28 protein-coding genes are annotated in these 24519 nt (G+C 41.6%); 15 read left to right on the forward strand and 13 right to left on the reverse strand.

Features of this window, described 5'->3' with window-relative positions; all coding sequences use genetic code 11:
- Positions 1-73: 73 nt before the first annotated feature.
- The 3 genes from V7K60_RS24250 to V7K60_RS24260 form a co-directional block, all read right to left on the reverse strand.
- Positions 74-1273 carry a photosystem II assembly protein gene (locus V7K60_RS24250; RefSeq protein WP_334929086.1) on the reverse strand — a complete coding sequence of 400 codons (1200 nt, stop codon included), beginning with the start codon at positions 1271-1273 and terminating at the stop codon, positions 74-76.
- A 79-nt stretch (positions 1274-1352) separates the two neighbouring features.
- Positions 1353-2291, reverse strand: coding sequence for an SPL family radical SAM protein (locus V7K60_RS24255; RefSeq protein WP_334929088.1), 939 nt, complete (start codon positions 2289-2291; stop codon positions 1353-1355).
- A 66-nt stretch (positions 2292-2357) separates the two neighbouring features.
- The gene (locus V7K60_RS24260; protein WP_334929090.1) at positions 2358-3137 is read right to left on the reverse strand and encodes a class I SAM-dependent methyltransferase; all 780 of its coding nucleotides are present in this window, start codon (positions 3135-3137) and stop codon (positions 2358-2360) included.
- A gap of 99 nt (positions 3138-3236) precedes the next feature.
- Here V7K60_RS24260 and V7K60_RS24265 point away from each other — a divergent pair, with 99 nt between their 5' ends.
- Together V7K60_RS24265 and V7K60_RS24270 are read left to right on the forward strand one after the other, a co-directional pair.
- Positions 3237-4094: a ParA family protein gene (locus V7K60_RS24265; RefSeq protein ID WP_334929092.1), complete on the forward strand. Its 858-nt coding sequence runs from the start codon at positions 3237-3239 to the stop codon at positions 4092-4094.
- Complete coding sequence (locus V7K60_RS24270; RefSeq protein WP_334929094.1) at positions 4094-4513, forward strand: hypothetical protein; 420 nt, start codon at positions 4094-4096, stop codon at positions 4511-4513. Before V7K60_RS24265 ends, V7K60_RS24270 begins: the two co-directional genes overlap by 1 nt.
- Before the next feature lie 36 nt (positions 4514-4549).
- Here the strand turns inward: V7K60_RS24270 and V7K60_RS24275 are convergent, their stop codons facing one another.
- The 3 genes from V7K60_RS24275 to groES all read right to left on the reverse strand — a co-directional run bounded on the left by V7K60_RS24275 (position 4550) and on the right by groES (position 7173).
- Positions 4550-4708, reverse strand: a complete 159-nt coding sequence (locus tag V7K60_RS24275; protein WP_442944461.1) for a DUF4351 domain-containing protein — start codon at positions 4706-4708, stop codon at positions 4550-4552.
- Positions 4709-5092: 384 nt separating this feature from the next.
- On the reverse strand, positions 5093-6727 hold the full coding sequence (gene groL, locus V7K60_RS24280) for a chaperonin GroEL (protein WP_334929096.1): 1635 nt from the start codon (positions 6725-6727) through the stop codon (positions 5093-5095).
- A 134-nt stretch (positions 6728-6861) separates the two neighbouring features.
- On the reverse strand, positions 6862-7173 hold the full coding sequence (gene groES / locus V7K60_RS24285; RefSeq protein ID WP_094348596.1) for a co-chaperone GroES: 312 nt from the start codon (positions 7171-7173) through the stop codon (positions 6862-6864).
- A gap of 291 nt (positions 7174-7464) precedes the next feature.
- Between groES and V7K60_RS24290 the strand changes: the two genes are divergently transcribed.
- From V7K60_RS24290 to V7K60_RS24300, 3 genes are all read left to right on the forward strand, one after another.
- Positions 7465-7680, forward strand: a complete 216-nt coding sequence (locus V7K60_RS24290) for a hypothetical protein (protein WP_334929098.1) — start codon at positions 7465-7467, stop codon at positions 7678-7680.
- A gap of 86 nt (positions 7681-7766) precedes the next feature.
- A complete protein-coding gene (locus V7K60_RS24295; protein ID WP_334929100.1) occupies positions 7767-7937 on the forward strand; it encodes a hypothetical protein in 171 nt (56 codons plus the stop codon).
- 328 nt (positions 7938-8265) lie between these two features.
- On the forward strand, positions 8266-8943 hold the full coding sequence (locus V7K60_RS24300; protein WP_012407592.1) for a response regulator transcription factor: 678 nt from the start codon (positions 8266-8268) through the stop codon (positions 8941-8943).
- A 142-nt stretch (positions 8944-9085) separates the two neighbouring features.
- On the opposite strand, the gene V7K60_RS24305 is transcribed toward V7K60_RS24300, so the two are convergent.
- Positions 9086-9235, reverse strand: coding sequence for an NIL domain-containing protein (locus tag V7K60_RS24305; RefSeq protein ID WP_334929102.1), 150 nt, complete (start codon positions 9233-9235; stop codon positions 9086-9088).
- A gap of 346 nt (positions 9236-9581) precedes the next feature.
- On the opposite strand from V7K60_RS24305, the gene V7K60_RS24310 reads away from it, so the two are divergent.
- The 3 genes from V7K60_RS24310 (at position 9582) to V7K60_RS24320 (ending at position 11236) form a co-directional block, all read left to right on the forward strand.
- Positions 9582-9809, forward strand: a complete 228-nt coding sequence (locus V7K60_RS24310; protein WP_334929103.1) for a hypothetical protein — start codon at positions 9582-9584, stop codon at positions 9807-9809.
- A gap of 155 nt (positions 9810-9964) precedes the next feature.
- Complete coding sequence (locus V7K60_RS24315) at positions 9965-10345, forward strand: hypothetical protein (RefSeq protein ID WP_334929104.1); 381 nt, start codon at positions 9965-9967, stop codon at positions 10343-10345.
- Between the two features lie 78 nt (positions 10346-10423).
- On the forward strand, positions 10424-11236 hold the full coding sequence (locus V7K60_RS24320; protein WP_334929106.1) for a WD40 repeat domain-containing protein: 813 nt from the start codon (positions 10424-10426) through the stop codon (positions 11234-11236).
- A gap of 368 nt (positions 11237-11604) precedes the next feature.
- On the opposite strand, the gene asnS is transcribed toward V7K60_RS24320, so the two are convergent.
- On the reverse strand, positions 11605-12996 hold the full coding sequence (asnS, locus tag V7K60_RS24325) for an asparagine--tRNA ligase (protein WP_334929108.1): 1392 nt from the start codon (positions 12994-12996) through the stop codon (positions 11605-11607).
- A gap of 2 nt (positions 12997-12998) precedes the next feature.
- The gene (locus V7K60_RS24330) at positions 12999-13361 is read right to left on the reverse strand and encodes a hypothetical protein (RefSeq protein WP_334929110.1); all 363 of its coding nucleotides are present in this window, start codon (positions 13359-13361) and stop codon (positions 12999-13001) included.
- Positions 13362-13496: 135 nt separating this feature from the next.
- Here V7K60_RS24330 and V7K60_RS24335 point away from each other — a divergent pair, with 135 nt between their 5' ends.
- Entirely contained in the window at positions 13497-13775 is a 279-nt protein-coding gene (locus V7K60_RS24335) for a DUF6439 family protein (protein WP_334929112.1), read from the forward strand.
- 54 nt (positions 13776-13829) lie between these two features.
- Here the strand turns inward: V7K60_RS24335 and V7K60_RS24340 are convergent, their stop codons facing one another.
- Positions 13830-14279 (reverse strand): ATP-binding protein, encoded by a 450-nt coding sequence (locus V7K60_RS24340; protein WP_334929114.1) that lies wholly within the window; start codon positions 14277-14279, stop codon positions 13830-13832.
- 391 nt (positions 14280-14670) lie between these two features.
- The gene (gene rlmD / locus V7K60_RS24345; RefSeq protein WP_334929116.1) at positions 14671-16077 is read right to left on the reverse strand and encodes a 23S rRNA (uracil(1939)-C(5))-methyltransferase RlmD; all 1407 of its coding nucleotides are present in this window, start codon (positions 16075-16077) and stop codon (positions 14671-14673) included.
- A gap of 162 nt (positions 16078-16239) precedes the next feature.
- On the opposite strand from rlmD, the gene V7K60_RS24350 reads away from it, so the two are divergent.
- Entirely contained in the window at positions 16240-16725 is a 486-nt protein-coding gene (locus tag V7K60_RS24350) for an allophycocyanin subunit alpha-B (RefSeq protein ID WP_094348587.1), read from the forward strand.
- Between the two features lie 94 nt (positions 16726-16819).
- Here V7K60_RS24350 and V7K60_RS24355 read toward each other — a convergent pair whose 3' ends face one another.
- Positions 16820-16957, reverse strand: a complete 138-nt coding sequence (locus V7K60_RS24355; protein WP_334929118.1) for a hypothetical protein — start codon at positions 16955-16957, stop codon at positions 16820-16822.
- A gap of 711 nt (positions 16958-17668) precedes the next feature.
- On the opposite strand from V7K60_RS24355, the gene V7K60_RS24360 reads away from it, so the two are divergent.
- From V7K60_RS24360 to purF, 4 genes are all read left to right on the forward strand, one after another.
- Complete coding sequence (locus V7K60_RS24360) at positions 17669-17983, forward strand: hypothetical protein (protein ID WP_334929120.1); 315 nt, start codon at positions 17669-17671, stop codon at positions 17981-17983.
- 85 nt (positions 17984-18068) lie between these two features.
- Positions 18069-18362: a type II toxin-antitoxin system death-on-curing family toxin gene (locus V7K60_RS24365; protein WP_334929122.1), complete on the forward strand. Its 294-nt coding sequence runs from the start codon at positions 18069-18071 to the stop codon at positions 18360-18362.
- Positions 18363-18405: 43 nt separating this feature from the next.
- Entirely contained in the window at positions 18406-20802 is a 2397-nt protein-coding gene (gene purL / locus V7K60_RS24370; protein ID WP_334929124.1) for a phosphoribosylformylglycinamidine synthase subunit PurL, read from the forward strand.
- 331 nt (positions 20803-21133) lie between these two features.
- Entirely contained in the window at positions 21134-22633 is a 1500-nt protein-coding gene (purF, locus tag V7K60_RS24375; RefSeq protein WP_334929126.1) for an amidophosphoribosyltransferase, read from the forward strand.
- Between the two features lie 76 nt (positions 22634-22709).
- Here the strand turns inward: purF and lysS are convergent, their stop codons facing one another.
- The gene (gene lysS / locus V7K60_RS24380; protein ID WP_334929128.1) at positions 22710-24248 is read right to left on the reverse strand and encodes a lysine--tRNA ligase; all 1539 of its coding nucleotides are present in this window, start codon (positions 24246-24248) and stop codon (positions 22710-22712) included.
- Between the two features lie 83 nt (positions 24249-24331).
- On the opposite strand from lysS, the gene V7K60_RS24385 reads away from it, so the two are divergent.
- Positions 24332-24466, forward strand: coding sequence for a hypothetical protein (locus V7K60_RS24385; RefSeq protein WP_334929130.1), 135 nt, complete (start codon positions 24332-24334; stop codon positions 24464-24466).
- Positions 24467-24519: the final 53 nt, after the last annotated feature.

Below are 24519 nucleotides of genomic sequence, written 5' to 3' on the forward strand. Positions count from 1 at the left end.
TATAAATTCAAGATTAAAGTTCAGATATCTTATATTGATTTAATGCATTCTTTGGTGCGTTACCTGCAATTTATCATGATTTCTTCGCCAAGATTACATAATCATCTAATGTATAGTTTGACTGATGCTTTTGACCAAAATAATGTTGCAGTATTGGACTCATATACAGTTTTTTTGGTAATTTGTCTTGAGCAAACTTAGCAAATTCAGCACCGGGCAAAGATGTTCTTGAACCTGTTGAGGTTAGATATCTATACCAGACCAACTCTAATCCCAATTCTGCCAGAAATTTATCCACTACGTTTTTTTCCTGTTCTCGGTTTTCAACTTGGTGAACATCATAAATTTTAAATAACTTTTTATCTTGCACAATTAGTAGAATATAACCTGAACTTTTTAAGCTTGTGGCAAATATTTGCTTGTAAGTATTATTAGCTTCAACTCTCTTGGCTGGATCTGCAAAGAAGCAGTGAGAAATTACGATAAAGTCGAAAAAGTCTTTAGGTAGATTATTCGATTGAGTTTTCCAAGTAAAAATATCAGTAGTAACAAAGCGGAAAAAAGCATTCACAGGGGTTAAACGCGACTCTATATATCGTCGCCAAAACTGAAGTCCACGAAACTGGAAGGCATCTTGTTTTTCTAAAGAGTAATAAGATATGTGCATTTGCGGTATATGAAAAAAACCGCTACTACTTTGGAGAAATAAAGCTAAACCATAAGCAACTGTTCCTGGGCCTGCTGCAATATCAAGGATATTAACCTTACTTGGTAGTAAAGCATCTTGGTAAATAAGAAACCAAGCTAAATATATGCAATATACATTTTCTAAAAAATACTTCATAAAGTAGACATGAGGAGTTAGACTAAAACGATAGTCTGGATCTTGTCCAAATTTTAAGTTATTAATATCCTCAAGAGCGTCTTCTAACTTAATAAATAACTGTTTTTCAGGAATTTTACTAAATTCTTCTTTGAGATATTCAACTAGCCTTGATTCCAAATCATTAAATATACGTTCATCAATACCAGTAGATTGCAGTTTATATTCATCGTGCTGTATTAAATTGAAAACTTTATAGATATATTTAACAAATTCCTCATCTGGGATTAATATGAGATTATCTTTTCCCTGGGATGCTTCTGTTAGTTGTTTATTTAAAGTTTCTGTTTGACGTTTGTATTCTTGGGAATAACATTCAAGTTGAAGTTTATCCCTAAATAGTTTTTCTAACCATGAGAATCTTGCACCTGATTTTTGAATCTCTTGCAATAGTTGGACTGCGCGTCGGATATCCCCGCGTTTCAAAGATAATTTGAACTGCTGACTTCGCCACCAATTTACGATAGGATTATTCATAGCAAAATCCCTCTTTACCTTCCATAATTTCTACACCTGGAAGCTGAGAAACTAACTTTTCCTTAAATTTCCTATAGCTTAATTTCTCATCCTCATACCACCAAGCGTATTTTTGCTTAATTTCTTCAGCTTCTTGGCGAGTTGATGCAATGAGAGAACGACTTTGGCTAGCATGAAAAGTTTGAATTACAACTCTATTGGCGATGGCTAGTTTGTCAATGAAAGCAGACTCATCAGTTGGCAAAGTAGGAAGTAGAGGGGTAATAGTAATAGAAATTTTAGGAAGAAAACCTTTATAATAATCAATACTTTGTTTAATTTTAGTGATAGCATTTAGTCTGGCTTTAATACTGGGCGATCGCGGTTCAAAATCTTTTCTCACTAATTCGCTCCCAGTGGGAATGCTCATATTAATTCGCAATCTCTTAAATCGTTGTAAATAATCAATATCTCTAGTAATAATTGGGCTACGAGTTTGAATCACCAAGGTTGGAGTTGGATAACCGTCAATCCCCATATCTAGCATTACCTCCAACAACCGACGAGTCAATTGATGTTTAGACTCAAGTGGTTGATAAGGATCAGTAACGCTACTCATGTATATACTAGGAGGAGTCTGGGGATTTTTTTCATACCATTTTTTTAATTCTTTTGCTAAAATCTCAGCAGCATTTTCCTTAAAAATTACCCATTTACCCCAATCTTGGCGCATTTGAGCATTTGGGGTAAATGCAGCAGCATAGCAATAACTACAACCGTATTGACATCCCCTGTAAGGATTTAGAGTAAAATCATAATTACCAATAAAACCAGTAGCTTTTGTTAAGAGTGATTTCGCATTTTGTGCATAAACATTAACATCTCCAAATTTTTCTTTGACTAACTTGGTAGGAATGCATTCGCAATAACCTTCATATTTTGGTTGTGCCATGTGAATCCTGATATTTATTAAGAGTGAATTAACGCACCCTACTTATTATGATTCCCATTTTTATTTTTAAATTACTTCAGCAAGGTGTACGCTAGTGCGATAGACCATATAGACAAAACCACTCTCATCACGAAAATGCTCATATAATTCTTGAAACCTATCAATAAGCTGTTCATATCCCAAGCCTTCACGCGGGAGGTAAGAAACACTCATTGCTCGTCCAATAAGTCCAGTTAAATCTAACTGTTGTCTATAAGTAAAATTATATTCGTTGATATTAATAAAATGGGGAGTTACTAACAGTGGTTCTACCGACTGCATTCGAGATTCTGCTGGGTGATTATTAGATGCTTCGCGGACTATTCGGCTATATTCTGTAGTTAAGGCATCTTCTTGATCGCGGTTATTCCACACCACAGCCAAGCGTGCTGATGGTTTTAAAATGCGCTGAAATTCCAATAAAGTTGCTTCGGGATTGAACCAGTGGAAAGCTTGAAAACAAGTAACTAAATCAACTGAATTATCAGGTAGTTGGGTAAATTCTGCTGTTCCATCACGAAACTCTATCAAAGGATGTGATTGAGCAGCTTCTCGCATCGCCGCGTTTGGTTCTATGGCGATGACATTAACTTTGCGTTCAGCTAACAATCTTGAAGCAATTCCTGTACCTGCACCAATATCTGCTGCTACGAGTTGTGAACTTTCACCTAATCCTTCCAAGATAATATCAATTGCATCTGCGGGGTAGCTTGGTCGATATTTTACATAATCCTCTGCTCTGTCAGAAAATCGGTTGAGTGGGTTTAAGGTATGTAAGGGGGTTGTTTCGGGATTAATTTGGCTCATGGGTTTTTATGGAAAAGTAGAAATGAACCTGTTAGTTGGGCATATTTTCAGGGAAACATAGAACTGTAGCCCATGAAATGCGTCAATCTACCAGAAATTATGACAGCTAAAGTGATAAGCATTTGCAACCTGAAGGGTGGAGTTGGTAAAACTACCATCGTTATGGCATTAGCGGAATATTTAGCCGGCGATACCATGTACAAAAAGCGTGTACTTGCTATTGATCTTGATCCTCAAACTAATTTGACTAGTGCTTTAATGTCAGAAGAGGTTTGGGAAAAGGAATTTGAAAGTAAAAAATTGACATTGCCTTATTTATTTAAAGATCCTGAATATTTTTTAGAAAATGTTCAAAGGGAAAATTTTATAGTTAAACACAATGTTTCAAATGTTAGGAGCAGAAATTCTTTTGCCCACTTACATCTAATACCTAGCAGCCCAAGGCTATTTGAAATCCAGGAAGACTTGCCATCAGTTTATTATTATTTTAACTTTAAACCTGTTGATCTTATTCGTACAATCCTCAAACCCTTACTAAATAATTATGATTATATTTTAATAGACTGCGCTCCAAATATTAACGCAGTAGTTAAAAGTGCATTTCTAGCTAGCCATGCTTGTATAATCCCTTGTGTACCAAACCGAATGTCAATTCATGGGTTAGATTTATTACTTGAACACATTGAAAAGTTTAATAGAGATTATGTACATAACTTAAAAGCAGTTGGAACATTAATTTCTCGTTACAACCGAACTATAGCCCAAAGTGAAAATTTAAACTCTATTATTGTTAACCCTTTCTATCCACAAGTTTTTGAAACCAAAATTTTAGAAAGAGCCAAAATTGCAGAAGGGTTAGAATTGAGTAATTATTTGACATATAAACAAAAATATGATGATTCTCATGATTCTATGGTGAAATTAACTAAAGAATTTATTCAGAGAGTAGGTAGATAATGGAAGCATCACAAATTGCAGATTTATTAAGAGCGATCGCAGAAGTCGTAGAATCTGACCCAAAACTTGTCAAGGCTGTAGAAAAATGTCTAACTAACAGTTTAAACGCTCAAAAAAGTAAAAACTTGTCCGAAGCAACACCAAAGCAATCAGACGCTAGTAAAACTCTCGAAAATGGCGATATTATCGTAACTGAATGTCGGCAAATTTTACGCGAACAGGGTGAAGAACAACTGAGGTTTTACTTAACTGAGCTAGGAGAAAAGGTTAGAGAATTATTGAAACACGGTCAACTTGACCCCAAACGCTCAATGCGCCGCCGGAAGGATTTGAATAGTATTATTGAGCATATTATTCAAAAATTGCAAGCTCAAGATAAAAGCGGAAAACTACTTGCAGCCTCAATCTCTAAAATATGATGTAGCTTTAAAAGTAAATCATTTTTATTAATTGCTCTATTGCTGCTCTAACCAAGCTACTAAATCAGCAACTTCAGAAAAATCTAGCAAAGCCTCTCCTAACTCTTCTAACTGTTCAACAGATAAATTCTGAACCTGCTCAACTAATGATCCATCAATATCACCAAAGCGCCGTTTAAGCTGACGAATAATCAATTTAAACGCTTCCTTTTGAACGATATCTTAATAAATTACAGACTCTTTCAGTCACAAAATTCACACGAATTGGTTCAAGCGTGAGTTCCGTTTTTAAAACTTCAATTTTTTGCACCTCTACCCCAAGCAACCAACACACAAACTCAGTCGGGTACTGTTCTGACTTTTCACGTTATGTGGAAAAGCGCACGAAAAACCTAACCCCCTTCCCGACGCGGGAAGGGGAAAAATTCAAAGTCTCTCTCCTTTTAGGAGAGAGATTTAGAGAGAGGTTTTCCAGATACCGTGAAAAGTCAGGGTACTCTTCTTCTTCTGCTGACACAAAAAAACAGCCGCCTCCACAAGGGAAGCAGCTGTTTTCAGAAATTATGTAACTACAAAGTATTAGTAATCGAAGTCTCCGCCACCAGCGCCAGCGCCAGCAGGAGCACCATCCTTAGGCTCAGGCTTGTCAACTATAATACATTCGGTTGTCAATACCATACCAGCGATAGAAGCAGCGTTTTGCAGAGCAGAACGAGTCACTTTCGCAGGGTCAACAATACCAGCAGCTAACAAATCGACGAATTCGTTTGTTGCAGCGTTGTAGCCAACACTAAATTCTTTCTCTTTTACGCGTTCAGCAATCACAGCACCATTCTGACCGGCGTTTTCAGCAATCCGCTTCAGAGGTGCAGGTAAGGCGCGAACGACAATCAACGCACCAATCAACTCTTCATCCTTAAGATTTTCCTTCGCCCAAGTTTCCAAATCAGGAGCTAGGTGAGCCAGAGTTGTACCACCGCCAGGAACGATACCTTCTTCCACAGCAGCTTTGGTGGCGTTGATAGCGTCTTCTAGGCGCAGTTTCTTGTCTTTCATTTCGGTTTCGGTAGCTGCACCCACTTTCACCACAGCGACACCACCAGAGAGTTTAGCAAGACGCTCTTGCAGTTTCTCTTTGTCGTAAGAAGATTCGGTTTCATCGATTTGACGACGAATCTGTTCGACACGAGCCTTAACAGCAGCTTCGTTACCTTCGGCAACAATTGTGGTGCTGTCCTTGGTAATGGTGATCCGGCGAGCTTTACCCAGGCTATCCAGCTTGGTGTTATCTAGCTTCAAACCAGCATCTTCGGTAACTAGTTGACCACCAGTCAAAACAGCGATGTCTTCCAGTAGTGCTTTGCGGCGATCGCCAAAGCCGGGAGCCTTAACAGCAGCCACATTGAGTACACCGCGTAAACGGTTTACTACCAAGGTTGCCAAAGCTTCTTTTTCAATATCTTCAGCAATAATCACCAAAGGACGACCGGCACGAGCTACTTGCTCTAACACTGGTACTAGGTCTTGTACCAAAGCGATTTTCTTATCGGTCAGCAGTAGGAAAGGCTCATCAAAAACCGCTTCCATCCGCTCAGGGTCGGTAGCGAAATAGGGAGAGATGTAGCCTTTGTCAAAGCGCATCCCTTCGGTGATTTCCAATTCGGTGAACATAGATTTCCCTTCTTCTAGGGAAATTACGCCTTCCTTGCCCACCTTGTCCATTGCTTGGGCAATCATCTGACCAACTTCTTCGTCATTACCAGCCGAGATCGCACCAACTTGGGCAATGGCTTTGGAATCTTCCACTGGACGGGCGTGTTCAGCAATTTTTTCTACGAGGAAGCCAGTAGCCTTGTCTATACCACGCTTGAGCGAAATTGCATTAGCACCAGCTGCAACGTTCCGCAAGCCTTCTTTGACGATCGCATGAGCTAAAACGGTGGCAGTGGTGGTGCCATCGCCTGCAGCATCATTGGTCTTAGAAGCAGCTTGACGAATCAGAGCTACACCAGTGTTTTCAATGTGGTCTTCTAATTCGATTTCTTTAGCGATCGTTACACCGTCATTGACGATTTGCGGTGCGCCAAACTTCTTTTCTAGGACTACGTTACGACCTTTGGGACCAAGGGTAACAGCTACAGCCTCAGCCAGGATGTCAATGCCTCGTTCCAAGGCGCGACGGGCGTTTTCGTTGTAGATAATGCGCTTTGCCATAGGTGTCTAAATTCCGGGAGTAAGTCAATTTTTTTTGAATTGGGCACTGGGCATTGGGCATGGGGCATTGGGCATGGGACATTGTCTTTATTTTTGACATTCCCTGTTCCCTGTTCCCTATTCCCTTTTCCCCACTAGATAACAACTGCTAAAATATCTTTTTCAGAAAGCAGTACATATTCTTCGGTGCCGAGTTTGATGTCAGTGCCAGCGTACTTAGAGTACAGCACCTTATCGCCGACTTTAATTTCTAATTCCTGACGGTTTCCATCGTCATTACGCTTGCCAGGACCAAGGGCCACTACTTCCCCTACTTGGGGCTTTTCCTTGGCGGTATCGGGCAAATACAGACCACCTGCGGTCTTTTCCTCAGAGGCGCTCACTTTTACAAAAACGCGATCACCTAAAGGTTTAACTGTAGAAACGCTTAGAGATAAAGCTGCCATAATTATTTTCTCCAGTTTAGCACTCTCAACTCCTGAGTGCTAATTTACCGAAAAGTGGCGTCTAATGGCAAGAATGCCTTGAGTACGGGTTCCCGAACTAGAGGGTCATAGATGTACTTAAGTATAAATGCTTAATTATTTATACCTTGCGGGTTTTGTTCCGTAAGTTACGAAGAGAGTAGGGAGTAGGGGGTATGAGAATTCTTTCCCATTCCCTGTTCCCCACTCCCCAGTCAACTTTATTTGCAAAGCTTGCAAATTGTTATAGAACTGTAATCAGGGAGCCGCTTGATGAGTAACAATACAGTGACAGTGATCCAGTCCAGCCATCAAATTCCCAAAACCACTCAATCTTTGGAACATAAGACCCTGAGTAATTGTGTAGAAAGTTTAGGACTTGCAAAAATTCAGCGACACATTTTTATTTACGCTGACCAGGCAATTGCTGCTCAAAACGAGCTAGTCTGGAATTCTGGGATTACTGAAAAAAGCGACTTAAAGATTTAAAACTCAATAAGCCGCACTAAAGTCATTCTATTTGCGTCTATAAAACTAAAGCCAATTGCTTGCGTGTTTCTTGTTCTAGACCCATAATGGTGGTTTACCCTGATGGTGTCTGGTATCGCCAAGCAAACCCGGAAGTTACCCTGCGGATCATCCGAGAACACTCAATAGGCAATAAGGTGGTAGAAGAATATGCGTTTTCAATCCATCTTTTGCCAGAAACTTCCCTAGTTTCTTGTGAACACCTCATAAAGGCTTAACAACCAAAGGATATGGTATAGCAGTAAGCTTTAAGAAAGTGCGGGTTGGTTTTGAGGTAGGGTCATCTTTAAGCCAATACTTACTTGTGAGTCCGAAAGATTATTATTTAATCAGTGTTTTTTACCCCGCCCCTTTCAAAGCGATATATAATAGCGCATTATAGATACTACTGCTATACGTATCCTTGCTGGACTTTTGCTATCGAGCTACTAGTCTATTGAAAGTGCTCGGCATTTTTCAGACTTCGAGACAGCAAAGGCAAGTTAAGTAGGAAAAAGGACAACATCTCGAATAACCCACCATAGAGGATAAATATTCAAGACTTTGATGGACCGAAGCGCGACAAGTGCCACTGCTATGAAAGAGCCCAGCATGAAAGATCACAAACGACTTCTATTGATTGATGATGACCCTAACCTCATCTTGCTGGTGAAGGATTACTTAGAGTTCCGGGGATATGAAGTCATCACCGCCGAAAATGGACGTGAAGCTCTGGAAATTTTAGAGCAAGATGTTCCAGACATGATCATCTGCGATGTGATGATGCCGGAAATGGACGGATATACTTTTGTGGAACAAGTCCGGCAAAACGAACGCACCAGCTGGATTCCGGTTCTTTTCCTTTCAGCTAAGGGACAAAGTGCAGACCGAGTTAAGGGTCTGAATAAAGGTGCTGATGTTTATATGGTCAAGCCCTTTGAACCAGAAGAACTCGTAGCGCAAGTTGAATCCTCGCTGAAACAAACTATCCGTTGGAAAGAACACCAAGCAAAAGGAGGCGAAAACGGTTCCCGCATCCAGGTTCCCTTCGATGTACAGTTAACCCCAACCGAACTGAAAGTAGTCCAGTTTGTCGCTAGGGGTTTAGCTAACCGGGAAATTGCTGAAGAACTAAATGTTAGTCAGCGCACGGTTGAAAGCCATGTGTCCAATATGTTGGGCAAAACCAATCTCCACAACCGCACTGAACTAGCGCGGTGGGCGATTGAAAATCAAATGGCTTAAACAAAGTTAAGAGTTAAAAGTTAGGAGTTACGAATTATGAATTTTTTAACTTCTAACTCCTAACTCCTAACTAAGATTTACCATCCATCTTCTTCAGGGCTGGATTGGTGCAAAACTTCTAAATCCAGTTCATCCAGGTAAGTTAGGCGCTTTCAATTTGAGAAACAGTACCTCGCAGTTCCAGATCGAAGCAGCTATATTGTGGCACGTTTGCGCTTACCTGAGCATCAGCAATAATGACTATGGCCCCATAGTGAGAAACCAGTCGTGAAATAACTGGTTCCTCATACAAGTCTTTAGGAATGCGAACTTGGATACGAGTTTGGGTGCGTCTATTATCTAAAATATCTGTATTAGATTCTACTTGTTTATTTGGAATTGCTATTCTAGCTTCCTACTCGATTTCTGGGATTAGGGTTTTACTTTGCACAATTCTTTTAACACTAGCGTCACTTATCCCACGCAGGCAAGCAATAAAGTATTTGTCTTGGCAAACCATTAATCTAGATATAGTAAATGTGAATAATTGCTCATAATTCGGTAGTTATAAGGTTAATTGTTATTTTATAGTGCTTTTCGAGCAGATTTAATATAGTAAATCTGTAGGGTTACAACAATTGTTGTAACCCTAATTTATTGTGTATAAAAGAGATATTATTGCAGGTGCATATTCTAAATATTTGAGCCTCCGGTGTATTTTCTTTTACCTGTCTAGGTTGAAGCCTTGTTTCTGTCTCAAAAATGTTCAAGTCTCGCTAGGGCAAGGTAGCTTTGGTAACACTTTTGAAGTTGACGAGCGTGGCAAAACTAAAGTCTTAAAAATGCTGACTGAGAATAACCCCAAAGCCATTGAACTATTTAAGTAGGAAGCAAAGGTTTTGAGTCAGCTAAACAATGTGGGTATTCCCAATCTGACTAAGGAGTTATACTGGCAAAATATGCGCTCAAGATTTCTCCGCTTTTGGCAGATTTAATGGACATACACTATTAGATAAATTCCCCCACAGATAACAGCGAGGTTATGAGAGAACACGACCTAGTTTCTTCTTCTAGTGCAGCACTAGAGGGATTAGAGGGCATTAGATATCGTTTGCGCGGTGGTTCTACAAAAGAAAAAGTGGATGCTCTTTTAGAAGCATTTCAATATGGGCCTAAAGGATTTGATCTAGTAATCCAGGCATTGGGCGATGATGTCAGAGAAGGGCGGCAATCAGCTTTGCTCTTATTGTCCTATAGCAGCGAAGCTACTGCTGAACAAGCCATATTGAATTATCTGCCCTTTGCAAAAATGCAATGCCTACATACCTTGACAGAATTTTATCTAGATTGCTACAACCCTGAACAACATCATCCATATTATTTTGCGATCGCAGACTACAATAACACCCTTATTTGCTATTAGGATCTGTCTTATAAGCAATCTTTCGTTAATATTTGGCATTTGGAAACAGGTCAAAGCAAGAAAGATTTTGATCTAGCGATGGCTCACGAATTTTGTTTAGGCAAAAGCGGCAAGGTGTGTATTATTAGCTTTCAGGACTTTCTCTGGCCATTAGATACAGAAACACAAGAGCCGATTGGCACTTATCCCGATTACCTTATGGGTACTGTTCAAGCCCATCCCCATTGCTTGGCTGTCTGCCCAACTAAACAGCCATTAGTTGCTACTAGCTATACTCAAGGCAGAACAGGAAAGTTAGATATCTGGGATTATGAAACATATACTCGTCGCCTCCATCATCAATTTCAAGATGTGGCTTTAATTCCTTATGATAATTCATGGAATCAATCAAAGCTAAACCTTTGGTTGACTGCACCCCTTCTCTTCACCCCTGATGGAAAGTTCTTGGTTGCACGTTTCAAGCAGAGATTGCAGAATAGGCTACAACTGTGGAATACCGAAACAAGAGAACTTACTCAAACATTAGACAATCTGCCTACCCTGACAGTAAATTCACTTGCGAATCGCCTTGATGGGCAAGTTTTGGCTTGCGGAATCCGTGAAAATAAGGCGTGTGTGTGGGAATTGATCAGCGATCGCATTCTCTATACATCTTCGGGTGTTGCTCCCTGCCTTATAAGTTCAGATGGTAGAGTCTTCATCTACTGTACAGAGAATTACGAAATAGTTGTTTGGGATTTAGCAATGAACAGAAAATTATCTACATTGCAGGGGCATACAGCGCCAATTGGTTATGTTGCTATGAGTAGCAATCGTGAATTCATTGCTAGTTATAGCATTGATAGAAAAATTAAAATTTGGGCAGTGCCAGAGTCCCTTAGATACCTGTAACAACTTGTAAATAAGCTCCGAAGTAAGAATAGATTATTTACAAATCTTATGGAGGATAGCAGAAGAAGGCGAAGCCAAAGATAAAGCAGAAGGTAAAGCAGAAACAACAAGAAAGTATGGCTTTAAATTTGCTACGAATTGGAATGAGTTTAGAACAAATTGCTCAAGTTACTGAATTACCTATTGAGCAAATTCAAGTTTTACAAGAGGAGATTCAAAAACCCTAATTTTAACTAATCACTTTAGGAAATACACGGCTATAAAAGCAAAACCCGCGAATGCGGGTTTCAAAGTTTTTATTAGTCCGCGCCAACGGACTTAGCTTGTATAGATGCGATTTCTAATCATCTGGTTTTAAAATTCTCAAACTAAAACTCAGCACTCTGCGGTGTACGGGGAAAGGGAATCACATCACGAATATTTCCCATACCAGTCATAAATTGCACGAGTCGTTCAAAACCTAGTCCAAAACCAGCATGGGGAACAGTACCGTAACGACGTAAATCGAGATACCACCACAACTCTTCTGGGTTTAATCCTTGCGCTAACACGCGGCGTTCTAGAACTTCTAGGCGTTCTTCTCGCTGCGAACCGCCGACAATTTCGCCAATTTTAGGTGCAAGAATATCCATTGCACAGACGGTTTTTTCATCGTCATTCAAGCGCATATAAAAAGCTTTGATTTGCGCTGGGTAATCTGTAACGATTGCAGGCTTTTTAAATAATTGTTCAGCTAGGTAGCGTTCGTGTTCTGATTGTAAATCTAAACCCCAACTTACAGGATATTCAAATTTAACATCAGCTTTTTCTAAAAGTTTGATGGCTTCTGTATAAGTTAAGCGTTCAAACTGATTGTTAATAATATTTTCGGCTGTCGCCAACACAGATTTATCAATGCGTTCATTGAAAAATTCCATGTCTTCTGGGCAAGTTTCCAACACATATTTAAAAATGTGTTTGAGAAACGCCTCAGCTAAATCCATATCACCTTCTAGGTCACAAAAAGCCATTTCTGGCTCAACCATCCAAAATTCTGCTAGGTGGCGGGAGGTGTTGGAATTTTCTGCACGGAAGGTAGGGCCAAAGGTGTAGACGTTAGAAAACGCCATCGCCATAACTTCCGCTTCCAACTGGCCGCTAACTGTTAAATATGTGGGTTTAGCAAAAAAGTCTTGGCTGTAATCTACTGCTTGATTTTCTGTGCGGGGAATATTCTTTAAATCCAAACTGGTAACGCTAAAAAGTTCACCTGCACCTTCGCAGTCGCTAGCAGTGATGATCGGTGTGTGTACCCACAAAAAGCCTCTTTCGTGGAAGAATTGGTGAATTGCTGTAGAGCAAGCATTTCTGACGCGGAAAACTGCACCAAATGAATTGGTACGCGATCGCAAATGTCCAATGGTTCGCAGAAACTCAAAGGAGTGGCGTTTCTTTTGCAGTGGATATGTATCGGGATCAGCTTCACCGTAAACTTTCACGGAGTCGGCTTTCAACTCAATCCGTTGTCCTTTACCAAGAGAAGCCACTAGTACGCCTGTCACTTCGACAGCAGCACCTGTATTTAATTTTTTTAATATAGCTTCGTAATCTGGCAAATCCTGATTAATGACGACTTGCAAATTAGCTAGCGATGAGCCGTCATTGACTTCGATAAAAGCAAATCCTTTTGACTCACGTTTTGTCCGTACCCAGCCTTGCACTTGGAGGGACTCATCAGATTGGCCACTTCGCAATATTTCTGCAATCCGTCGATTTACCATATTTACCCAGCATAAGACTTTAATATCCAGCCTATGATAACGCCCATTCCACCAAAGCGGACTACTTGCCAGAAAGGTTTTTTGAGGCTACGCCAAGAAAATAACTGGCTTTCTAAGTTTAGTTCTAGCCTTTCCAACTGCTGTTGAATTTGCCGTAACTCTGCTTTGATTTCTGGTGTCTGAGATTTATTGTGCTTTAGTTGATCGCGGCGCTGTTGCCATTGTGCCTGTTGTTGGCGATCGCGTTGCACTTGCTCGTAACGTTCTCTTAAGGATAGGAGCGATCGCTCTACTTCCTCTAATTCTTGTTCAAAATCTGATTCGGGATTTTCTGCTGACGGCTGTGATTGTTTAGACGGCTTCATGTACAAGTAGTAAACTAAGATTAAAGGCGAGTCTGCCAATAGTCAAAATTAAAACTATGAGTTTTGACTCAGCACGGGCTAAACGCCCCGCTTCCGCTAACAGCACTCAGCACTCAGCACTCAGCACTCATAATTATGTCTCAATCTACTCAGCTGCCTAAAACCAGTCAACTGAATGAACTTAGTACTCTGGAACTAGCTCAAGCCCTTATGGAAAGGCTGACTATTTCCCCTAACGATTGGCATCGCCTCAAGTCTAACCGCAATTCTCGCGCTAATGAACAAGTAGCAGCAGCGATTGTGTATCTTTTAAAGAATCAGCCAGAAGAAGCTCAAGCTAGATTAGAACAAGCAGTTGGTTGGTTAGATCGCTCTATTTCTGCCCCTCCCTGTCCGACTCACGGAAAAAGTTAGAAGTTAAGAGTTAAGAGTCATGAATTATTATTCAACTCTTAACTCTTAACTACCCTACCGTAGCAGAGATAATCCCCGGCGATTTTCCATTTGTTTACAAAGCCTCAATTCTGTGCCTTTACGGTTCCACTCTACCTGATCAAAAATTTGATGCAGAAGACATAAACCACGACCATTTTCTGACTCATCTGGTGGAAGATAGTCTGTTGGTTCTTCATTACTAGTAGATGAAGGAGTAAAGCCACTACCCTGGTCTGATATTATCCACCAGTATTGATTATCTATTACGGAAAAACGAACTACAACTGTTTTACTCGGATCGAGATTATTACCATGTTTGGCTGCGTTGACTAGAGCTTCTTGAAGTCCTAGCCGCAATTCTGCTTGTAATCTTGCTGGAATTTCTGCCAACAATAAGTCTAATATGGGACAAAGGTAGAGGGTTGAGGCAAAACTAATAGTGCCCCAATAACGTCCAACTGGACGGAGTGAAATAGTAATCACAAGAGAAACCCCATAGCTTTCAGTTAGCTAGACATCAGTTTGCTATTACAGTCACCCTGATAAAACTTGAGGTGGTCATGCTGCCTTCAAACTTGCGTCTTTAAAACTAAATTTTGAAAATGCTAGGGAGCATTGGCTCTATAACTATGAATGGGGATTGTTTAGGTATATATCGGCTGGAATAAGTTTGATAATGAAGTCAGCAGATTAAAAATATGCTGTTAATTTTAGAGAGTATTAGCATACTCTAGTTAGTTGCCGATTTATAATTTACACAATCTTCTTCATGTTTTTAATAACCTATGCAACTTGAATTTATTTAAAAAAAATGAGTTTTTATTTTTGGCTTAATTCAATTTTAGCATCTTTAGTATGCACTAAACTAAAATTTTCAAATTTCAGTTTTTTTGAAGGAATTACTACCCTTGTCAAAATGTGATAGTACAAGAAAGGCGGCAGTTTCAACATGAGCAGTTTGAGGAAAAAAATCAGCAGGTTGTACCCGTGTAATGGTATATTGCCCATCCTGACAAAGCAATTTCAGGTCGCGGGCGAGGGTAGCTACTTTACAGCTGACGTAAACGATCCGAGATGGTTTCAATTGCCGTAAAGTATCTATGACTGCGCGATCACACCCTTTACGTGGCGGATCGAGTATTACTACTTCTGGTATTGTGCCCATTTGGGGAAGCAATTTCTCTACTGCCCCGGCTTGGAATGTCGCATTATCAATTCCATTGCGGTGGGCATTCAAAATTGCTTGTTCTACTGCTGCTGGTTGCACTTCTAATCCTGTAGCAATACGTACTTTTTTGGCGAGGGGTAAAGTTAAAGTCCCTATACCACAATAAGCATCAACTAGGAACTCATGCCCTTGAAGATTGAGTTCTAATTGAATTACCTGCAATAGTGCCTCTGCGGTTTCTGTATACACTTGGAAAAATGTATCTGGGCGTACTTGAAATTCCAGTCCAGCAAAATTTTCACGCAGGTGGGGTACTCCAGCGATGCAACGGGTTTCTGATCCAAAGATAGCATTTGTGCGATCGCTATTGCGATTGAGCGACACTCCCACTAACTGCGGATAGCGCTTTAACCATTCCTGGGCTTGGGTTTCAATTCCTGATAAATTCCAGTCCTTTACCACCAAAGTCAGCAACATTTCCCCTGTGTGTCGGCCAATGCGTAAACCGAGATGGCGAATTTTTCCTTGGTGGCGCTGTTCGTCATAAATTTGCCAACCTTGCTGTTGAATATCCTGCTTAACTTCGGCAAGTAAGGGATTTAATCGCACATCTTGGACTGGACATTGATTTAAATTAATTAATTGGTGACTACCTTTTTGATAGTAACCAGCTTGTACCTGTCCTGTTGCCGATGTGCCCAGAGGATATGTAGATTTGTTACGGTAGGCTAAAGCAAAAGGGGCAGCGAGTACCGGATCTACTGGTGGTTGGATAAAACCGCCAATGCGTTCCAAAGCTTGGATAACTTGATTTTGCTTGGCAGCTAGCTGGTAATCATAATTAATATGCTGCCACTGGCAACCACCACACTTGTCAGCCACAATACAACTGGGTCGGATACGGTGGGCGGATGGTGACAATAGCTGTTGGAGCTTACCGTGGGCGTATTTAGGTTTAACATGAACTAAGCGGACAATGGCGCGATCGCCTGGTATAGTATCTGGGACAAACACAACACGCTCATCAGCGCGCCCCACACCATCGCCTGTATCACTCAGATTAGCGATCGTCACTTCAATTAATTCACCCTGTTGCCAAATTATTTTTGTCATTTGTCATTAGTCATTGGTCATCGTCCCCTTCATTTCGCCTACTCCCTACTCCCTACTCTCCCCAAACAGATAAATTCAATACATAAGTAACTTCGATCCCTTCACTTGTGTACCTCCAACTCGCTAAACTAACAGATAATATTTCAGGTGATTTCAATCATCATGACTGTAATTAGCCAAGTTATTCTCAAAGCCGACGACGAACTGCGTTATCCCAGCAGTGGCGAACTTAAAAATATCAAAGACTTTTTGCAAACTGGCGTACAACGGACGCGGATTGCAGCTACCTTAGCCGAAAACGAAAAAAAGATAGTTCAGGAAGCAACCAAACAACTTTGGCAGAAGCGTCCTGACTTTATCTCCCCCGGAGGTAATGCTTACGGTGAACGCCAACGGTCTCTATGTATCCGTGATTTTGGCTGGTACTTACGCCTAATTACCTATGGTGTACTTGCCGGTGATAAAGAGCCAATTGAAAAAATCGGTTTGATTGGTGTGCGGGAAATGTACAATTCATTGGGCGTTCCCGTGCCTGGAATGGTAGAAGCGATTAATTCCCTCAAAACAGCCTCCCTTAGCTTACTGAGTGCAGAAGACGCTGCTGAAGCAGCACCTTACTTTGATTACATCATTCAAGCGATGTCTTAATACAAAGTATGTGTTGGTTCTAGGAATATACTTCCGGTCTACTAGAGTGAGTGCGAGGTATTAGCACTCGATAGGCATAAAATCCCCAATTTGATCATACCTTCCCCACATTTGGTAGTGGCTGTGGCAAAATCTCTGTCAAGTTACCAACCAGTTGTGGGGAAATTTTATGGATATGGGCATGGGGTACTTGTACTGAGTGTGTAGCGTCTCTTAGAGAAGTATTGGGCATTTGACTAATGACTAATGACAAATGACAAATACAAAAAACCGACAGTCCTTGATTAAGGCTGTCGGCTATTAAGTGTGTTCCCTATTAATGACTCGGCTAGAGTTCAGTTGTCATTAATTATGCCTAGTTACCGATCGCTGCGAGACGATCCTAATCATCGATATGTGTGATTCTCGTCACTTGATTGTTACATCTAAACTGCATATACCCGAATAATCTCTGAGTGACCATAAATTCACGTAGGTAAAGGAGCTAGAAATTTCACCAAGATTAAAAAATCAAGTTATCTTTAAAGACTAAAGCATTTTTTGTGCTAATAATCTTCATCTTGTCTACCTGATTGTCGGAATAATCCTGTTGAGTGCATTCTGAGGTTTTACTACCCCTCCATCCAAGAAATAAGTTTGCTTGTAAGAAAGGCTGCACAAGCATCTTCTGCCAATATTTACCAAGATGGAAATACAAGTATTTAGTTAGAGTTTAAATTAAAGAGCGATCGCGCTTCAATCTACAGGAAAGTAAAAGTGCGTAGCTTGCCGCCGTAGGCGTCGTGTTTTGCAACATAAATTAATTAGCATCCCAAAATACTTTTAACGCCATTTACCAACTCAGCTACTAATTTAAATGATGCGGTGGTTGTAAGCGCGATAAGTTAGAGTTAGCAGCATAAGTGATTCACAATTGGCAAAAAAAACCTAGCTTGGGGTAACGATGGCAACAGAACAAAAGCACAGCAATTATTTATCAGAAGCCGAAAGCCGTTTGCATCAACTTTCTCCTGAGAAGTTACGAGTAGCAGTTGCAATTATTGCTTATCTACAAAAAACAGAAGAAAACGAAGCTACTGAAAAAATATTATTAAATATTCCTGATTTTGCTGAATATTTCCGTAAAATTGAACAAAATGAAGATAAAGTAGAAAATACTGCCTCAAATCAGATTGCCTCAAATGAAGAAGTATGGCAGACTTACTTAGCAGTTGAAAAAAAATGGGAAGAGGTATTCCTTCAGCTTGCAGACTCTTAAATTTCTCACTATTTCTCAAGTCTTAGATGTTCACCAACGCCAAATTCAAAGATTTGGTGGAACATGAGGTGCTAGAGACGAAGGTTTGCTAGATTCAGCACTAGCACAACCTCAAGCTACTTTTGGCGGTGAACTTCTCCATCCAACAATTCACAAGCAAGCAGCAGCGTACCTCTACCATTTAGCAATGAACCATCCGTTTATTGATGGCAATAAGCGTACCGTTTTCGCTGTTATACTTACTTTTTTGAACTTAAATGGCTACACTCTCAACCTATCTCAAGAGCAAGCTTACAACTTGGTGATTCAAGTAGTTCAGAAAGAAATATCCAAAGAAGAATTATCTGCATTTCTGGAACTGTACTTACAGGGCAAGTAAATCGATAGAATAATGCTCTGTCCCCCCAGAGTGCATTACTTTCATGACTGCAACCTCAAAACCAGCCTTTTCCCCCCAAGAAATAGCTGCTGAAGGTCTTAAACCAGAAGAATACGCAGAAATTGTCCGTCGGTTAGGCCGTCATCCCAACAAAGCTGAACTGGGAATGTTTGGCGTGATGTGGTCTGAGCATTGCTGTTATAAAAATTCTCGACCTCTACTCAAACAATTTCCCACCGATGGCCCCCGCATCCTGGTGGGGCCTGGTGAAAATGCTGGTGTTGTAGACTTGGGTGATGGACTCCAATTAGCTTTTAAGATTGAATCTCACAACCATCCCTCAGCGGTCGAACCCTTTCAAGGAGCTGCAACGGGAGTCGGAGGTATTCTCAGAGATATTTTTACAATGGGTGCGCGTCCCATTGCCCTATTAAACTCGTTACGTTTTGGTTCTTTAGAAGATCCCAAAACCCAACGACTGTTTAGCGGTGTGGTGGCAGGAATCTCTCATTATGGTAACTGTGTGGGAGTACCCACCGTTGGCGGCGAAGTTTACTTTGACTCTGCTTACTCTGAAAATCCTCTAGTGAACGTTATGGCACTAGGGTTGATGGAAACATCAGAAATCGTCAAATCTGGAGCATCTGGCTTAGGCAACCCCGTGTTGTATGTTGGTTCCACCACTGGGCGCGACGGCATGGGAGGCGCGAGTTTTGCTAGTGCAGAATTGAGCGATCAATCCATAGACGATCGCCCTGCTGTGCAAGTGGGCGATCCCTTTTTGGAAAAGTCGTTAATTGAAGCTTGTCTGGAGGCGTTTAAGACGGGTGCAGTTGTCGCCGCCCAAGATATGGGAGCGGCGGGAATCACCTGTTCTACCTCAGAGATGGCAGCAAAAGGCGGTGTGGGAATTGAACTAGATTTAGATAAGATTCCCGTCAGAGAAATAGGGATGGTTCCTTATGAATATCTGCTTTCGGAATCTCAAGAACGAATGCTGTTTGTTGCTCATAAAGGGTGTGAGCAAGAATTAATTGACATTTTCCATCGGTGGGGACTTCAAGCCGTTGTTGCCGGGACAGTCATCGCTGAACCGATCGTGCGAATTCTCTTTCAGGGTGAAGTAGCAGCAGAAATTCCCGCTGAGGCTTTGGCGGAGAATACCCCACTGTATAACCGGGAGTTGTTAGCAGAAGCACCAGAATATGCACGTAAAGCTTGGGAATGGACTGCTGATTCCCTACCTGCTTCCACAACTGCTGGAATAGAACTTCCAGGAGGATTGCAAAGTTGGAAGGATATTCTCTTAACTTTGCTCGATACACCCACGATCGCTTCTAAAAATTGGGTATATCGTCAGTATGACCATCAAGTACAAAATAATACAGTCATGCTGCCAGGTGGTGCAGATGCAGCTGTTATCCGTTTGCGCCCCCTTCAAGAGGATAAGGGGCAAAGGAGCAAAAAGGCAGAGGAGCAGAGAAGAATTCACAATGTCCAACGCGGTGTTGCAGCCACGGTAGATTGTAATCCTCGTTATGTTTATCTTCACCCCTACGAAGGAGCTAAGGCAGTGGTGGCAGAAGCGGCACGCAATCTTAGCTGTGTGGGTGCAGAACCTCTGGCTGTGACGGATAACCTAAATTTTGGCTCTCCAGAAAAACCCATTGGTTACTGGCAATTGGCAGAAGCTTGTCGCGGTTTGGCGGAAGGTTGCCGAGAATTGGCGACACCCGTCACGGGCGGAAATGTCTCTTTGTACAATGAAACTCTCGATTCTCAAGGCATCCCACAACCCATTTATCCCACCCCTGTTGTCGGTATGGTGGGCTTGATTCCTGATATAACCAAAATTTGTAGTCAAGGTTGGCAAGCATCCGGCGATGTGATTTATCTTCTCGGATTGCCTCTGGCATCTAAAATCAGTTTGGGAGCATCTGAATATTTAGCCACTATCCACGATACTGTTGCTGGAAAACCACCACAAGTAGATTTTGACTTGGAACGTCGCGTTCAGAAAGTTTGTCGTGAGGGAATTCGTAATGGTTGGGTACATTCAGCCCATGATTCTGCTGAGGGAGGATTGGCGATCGCCATAGCCGAATGTTGCATTGCTGGCAATTTTGGTGCCGAAATCAATTTAGAAATAGCACCAACACAGTTAAACCGCCTCGACGAGGTGTTGTTTGCCGAAGGTGGTGCCAGAATTTTAGTTTCTGTAGCATCAGCACAACAAGAAATTTGGGAATCATATTTACAGGAACATCTAAGTCAAGAGTGGCAGAAACTCGGTGTAGTTGGTAATTTTGAGACGGGTTTGGGGGTTTTCACCACTGATAACCAAACCTTAATCAAAGTTAGTATCGAAGATATGAACGATCGCTATTTCCATGCGATCGCCAGACGTCTCACCATCCATACCACTACTTCTGAGTGCTGAGTTTTGAGTGCTGAATATTTAGACTTCACTCAGAACTATTAGCGTCTCTGAGCAAATTTACGGTACTGTTTTAATGGATGGTTAAAGATTTGTTAAGAACTCCGCAGCCATCTATATAATCCCAGTGACTGACTACCAATTTGAGATTTTGAATTTTAGATTTTGGATTAGGGGCATTGCTTCTAGTTCATATCTTGCTCTTACTGGGCGAAACAAATCTAAAATAGGCATTCTCAAATCCTAAGCCGCATCCTTACTACGGTGCGATCAATCCAAAATCGTCAATCTCAAATCCAAGATTGATTGACCCCCCACTAGGAGCAAAGCTAGCATGATTTCTATTCATTCTGTCACTTCGGATGAATACCCCGACCAGACCAACAACCCAATCAATAGTCATGAAAATCAGCCTGACAAGCCAGAAGAAGCTTGTGGTGTTTTTGGGATCTACGCCCCAGGAGAAAACGTTGCTAAACTGACCTACTTTGGATTGTATGCCCTCCAGCATCGGGGTCAAGAATCAGCTGGTATTGCCACTTTTGAGGGGACAAAGGTACATCTCCACAAAGACATGGGCTTGGTGTCTCAAGTTTTCAATGAATCTGTCTTGGATCAATTGCCCGGTAGTCTTGCTGTTGGTCACACTCGTTATTCCACAACAGGTTCTAGCCGCAAAGTTAATGCTCAACCTGCAGTACTAGAAACCCGTTTAGGTTTAATAGCCCTAGCACATAATGGCAATTTAGTCAATACCGTGCAATTGCGTCAAGAGTTGCTTGAGAATAAATGTAACTTAGTTACAACAACAGACTCAGAAATGATCGCTTTTGCGATCGCAGAAGCCATAGATACGGGCGCTGATTGGCTAGAAGGTGCAATTCAGGCATTTCACCGTTGCCAAGGAGCCTTTAGTTTAGTTATTGGCACTCCCGTCGGCGTTATGGGTGTCCGTGACCCTAATGGAATCCGCCCCTTAGTAATCGGCACTTTGGCTGGTAATCCAGTCCGTTACGTTTTGGCTTCCGAGACTTGTGGTTTAGACATCATTGGAGCCGAATACTTGCGAGACGTAGAACCAGGTGAATTAGTTTGGATTACTGAAGAAGGTTTAGCTTCTTATCATTGGAGTAAACAGTCCAAGCGGAAATTGTGTATCTTTGAAATGATTTACTTTGCCCGCCCTGATAGCGTCATGCACAACGAGAGTTTGTACAGCTATCGAATGCGATTAGGACACCAGCTAGCTAAAGAATCTGTTGTAGATGCTGATATTGTCTTTGGTGTTCCTGATTCTGGTATACCTGCTGCTATTGGATTTTCGCAAGCATCTGGTGTCGCTTACGGCGAAGGACTAATTAAAAATCGCTATGTTGGGCGAACCTTTATTCAACCAACCCAAATGATGCGGGAATCGGGTCTTCGGATGAAACTCAACCCCCTCAAAGATGTGCTGGCAGGGAAAAGAGTAATTATTGTAGATGATTCGATTGTACGGGGTACTACCAGCCGTAAACTAGTCAAAACCTTACGTGATGCAGGTGCAGTAGAGGTACACATGCGAATTTCTTCTCCGCCTGTAACTCATCCCTGCTTTTATGGCATCGATACCGATTCTCAGGATCAGTTAATTGCTGCTACCAAGTCAGTAGCAGAAATTGCTAAGCAACTGGAAGTAGACAGCCTCGCCTATCTGAGTTGGGGGGGAATGCTGGAAGCGACGCGAGAAGACACCAATAGTTTCTGTTCTGCCTGCTTCACCGGAGATTATCCTGTGGCGATTCCTGAGCAAGTGAAACGTTCTAAGCTGATCTTAGAAAAAGTAGTGGTATAAGGACTGCGGGGATTAGGGAAATGAGGAGGAAGAGTTAAAATCTTCCTCAGTACCTAGTCCCTAGTCCCCGGTTCAATTACGAATTGTTACTACTGGCTTCATCTGGGGATGATTCTGATTTTTCTGGCTTGAGTAAGGGGAAGGCGATCGCATCCCGAATACTGGCACAATCGGTTAATAACATCACCAATCGATCAATCCCAATCCCTAAACCACCTGTAGGCGGCATACCATATTCCAAAGCTGTCAGAAAGTCTTCATCTACACCTTGGGCTTCTAAGTCGCCAGCAGCTTTCCGCGCCGCTTGAGCTTCTAAGCGTTCTCTTTGATCGATGGGATCGGTAAGTTCTGAGAAGCTATTCCCAGTTTCTCGCCCGACTATAAATAACTCAAATCGTTCTACCAAACCAGGCACAGAACGGTGAGGTTTTGCTAGGGGCGAAATTTCTACAGGGTAATCAATTACAAAGGTAGGTTGAATTAAATTGGCTTCTACTTTCTCTTCAAAGGCTAAATTTAATAACTTACCAATTGATTGGGCTTCATCTATACCAGGAATACCAGCATTTTTACTTGCTGTTTTTGCTTCTTCTAAACTTTGGAACGAATTAAAATCCAAGCCCGTAAATTCTTTAACTAAATCGTGCATTGTTACCCGCCGCCAAGGTGGTGTTAAATCTATCGGTTCCCCTTGGTAAGTAATTTGTAATGTGCCGAGTACCTCTTGGGCAACAGTGGTAATAATCCCTTCAGTCAACGCCATCATATCGTTGTAGTCGGCGTAGGCTTGGTAAATTTCAATCGTCGTAAATTCGGGATTGTGTCGAGTTGAAATTCCCTCATTGCGGAAAACTCGCCCCAATTCAAACACCTTTTCAAAACCACCCACAATCAGCCGTTTGAGATGGAGTTCTGTGGCAATTCGCAGATACAATTCCATTTCTAAAGTGTTGTGGTAGGTGATAAATGGACGTGCGTCTGCACCCCCAGTCTCACTTTGCAAAACTGGTGTTTCAATTTCCAGAAAATCTCGCTGTTCCAAATAGCGGCGAATACCAGCAGTAATTTGAGCGCGACGGCGGAAAGTTTGCCGCACTTCTGGGTTAACAATCAAGTCAACATAGCGCTGACGATAGCGTTTGGCAACATCCGTTAATCCATGCCACTTGTCGGGTAGGGGCAACAGGGATTTAGTGAGGATAGTATATTGTTTAACGTAGACAGATAACTCGCCCTTTTCAGTCCGTTTAATAGTACCTTTGGCTCCGAGAATGTCGCCTGCATCTGTAAGTTGCTTCAAGTGATTGAAGGCATCGGCATCAATATCTGCCATGCTTTCTTGGATGCGATTTTTATCCAGATAAAGCTGAATTGTACCGGTTTCATCTTGTAAGGTGAAGAAAGCCAATTTACCAAAAACGCGACGTGCCATAATGCGTCCGGCTATGGCAACTTCTAAATCAACTTCTTCGCCACTGGATAAATCGGCAAATTTTTCTTGCAATTGCGCTGCATGATGGGTAGATTCCCAACGATAGGCATAAGGATTAGTCCCTAACTGCTTGAGCTGTTCTACTTTCTCCAGCCTCGCGGCTCGGATATCTTCTTCCGACATGGTAACGAACTAAATAGGGCAAGATTAATTATAGATGCTGTCAAAGTTGAGAGTAAGAGATAATTGCCTAAAAGTGATGTGCGATGGCTAGAGGAAATACAATCACACAAACTAGAGTGCGCCTGTGGACTGTAAACGAATATCACCAGATGTTTGAAACGGGTATTATTACAGAGGATAAACGGGTAGAACTGATTGATGGGCAAGTTACCCGATGAGCGCCAAAAATCCCCTTCATGCAGCAACAACGCTTTGTACATCTGATTATCTC

This window comes from Nostoc sp. (assembly GCF_036917555.1).
In the GTDB taxonomy this organism is placed as follows: Bacteria; Cyanobacteriota; Cyanobacteriia; order Cyanobacteriales; family Nostocaceae; genus Nostoc.

Coding starts and splice junctions, on each gene's coding strand:
- V7K60_RS24255 (WP_334929088.1), bottom strand. CDS start 2,291: ATGGCACAACCAAAATATGAAGGTTATTGCGAATGCATTCCTACCAAG.
- V7K60_RS24260 (WP_334929090.1), bottom strand. CDS start 3,137: ATGAGCCAAATTAATCCCGAAACAACCCCCTTACATACCTTAAACCCA.
- V7K60_RS24265 (WP_334929092.1), top strand. CDS start 3,237: ATGACAGCTAAAGTGATAAGCATTTGCAACCTGAAGGGTGGAGTTGGT.
- V7K60_RS24270 (WP_334929094.1), top strand. CDS start 4,094: ATGGAAGCATCACAAATTGCAGATTTATTAAGAGCGATCGCAGAAGTC.
- groL (WP_334929096.1), bottom strand. CDS start 6,727: ATGGCAAAGCGCATTATCTACAACGAAAACGCCCGTCGCGCCTTGGAA.
- groES (WP_094348596.1), bottom strand. CDS start 7,173: ATGGCAGCTTTATCTCTAAGCGTTTCTACAGTTAAACCTTTAGGTGAT.
- V7K60_RS24290 (WP_334929098.1), top strand. CDS start 7,465: ATGAGTAACAATACAGTGACAGTGATCCAGTCCAGCCATCAAATTCCC.
- V7K60_RS24295 (WP_334929100.1), top strand. CDS start 7,767: ATGGTGGTTTACCCTGATGGTGTCTGGTATCGCCAAGCAAACCCGGAA.
- V7K60_RS24300 (WP_012407592.1), top strand. CDS start 8,266: ATGGACCGAAGCGCGACAAGTGCCACTGCTATGAAAGAGCCCAGCATG.
- V7K60_RS24315 (WP_334929104.1), top strand. CDS start 9,965: ATGAGAGAACACGACCTAGTTTCTTCTTCTAGTGCAGCACTAGAGGGA.
- V7K60_RS24320 (WP_334929106.1), top strand. CDS start 10,424: ATGGCTCACGAATTTTGTTTAGGCAAAAGCGGCAAGGTGTGTATTATT.
- asnS (WP_334929108.1), bottom strand. CDS start 12,996: ATGGTAAATCGACGGATTGCAGAAATATTGCGAAGTGGCCAATCTGAT.
- V7K60_RS24330 (WP_334929110.1), bottom strand. CDS start 13,361: ATGAAGCCGTCTAAACAATCACAGCCGTCAGCAGAAAATCCCGAATCA.
- V7K60_RS24335 (WP_334929112.1), top strand. CDS start 13,497: ATGTCTCAATCTACTCAGCTGCCTAAAACCAGTCAACTGAATGAACTT.
- rlmD (WP_334929116.1), bottom strand. CDS start 16,077: ATGACAAAAATAATTTGGCAACAGGGTGAATTAATTGAAGTGACGATC.
- V7K60_RS24350 (WP_094348587.1), top strand. CDS start 16,240: ATGACTGTAATTAGCCAAGTTATTCTCAAAGCCGACGACGAACTGCGT.
- V7K60_RS24355 (WP_334929118.1), bottom strand. CDS start 16,957: ATGCCCAATACTTCTCTAAGAGACGCTACACACTCAGTACAAGTACCC.
- V7K60_RS24360 (WP_334929120.1), top strand. CDS start 17,669: ATGGCAACAGAACAAAAGCACAGCAATTATTTATCAGAAGCCGAAAGC.
- purL (WP_334929124.1), top strand. CDS start 18,406: ATGACTGCAACCTCAAAACCAGCCTTTTCCCCCCAAGAAATAGCTGCT.
- purF (WP_334929126.1), top strand. CDS start 21,134: ATGATTTCTATTCATTCTGTCACTTCGGATGAATACCCCGACCAGACC.
- lysS (WP_334929128.1), bottom strand. CDS start 24,248: ATGTCGGAAGAAGATATCCGAGCCGCGAGGCTGGAGAAAGTAGAACAG.
- V7K60_RS24385 (WP_334929130.1), top strand. CDS start 24,332: ATGGCTAGAGGAAATACAATCACACAAACTAGAGTGCGCCTGTGGACT.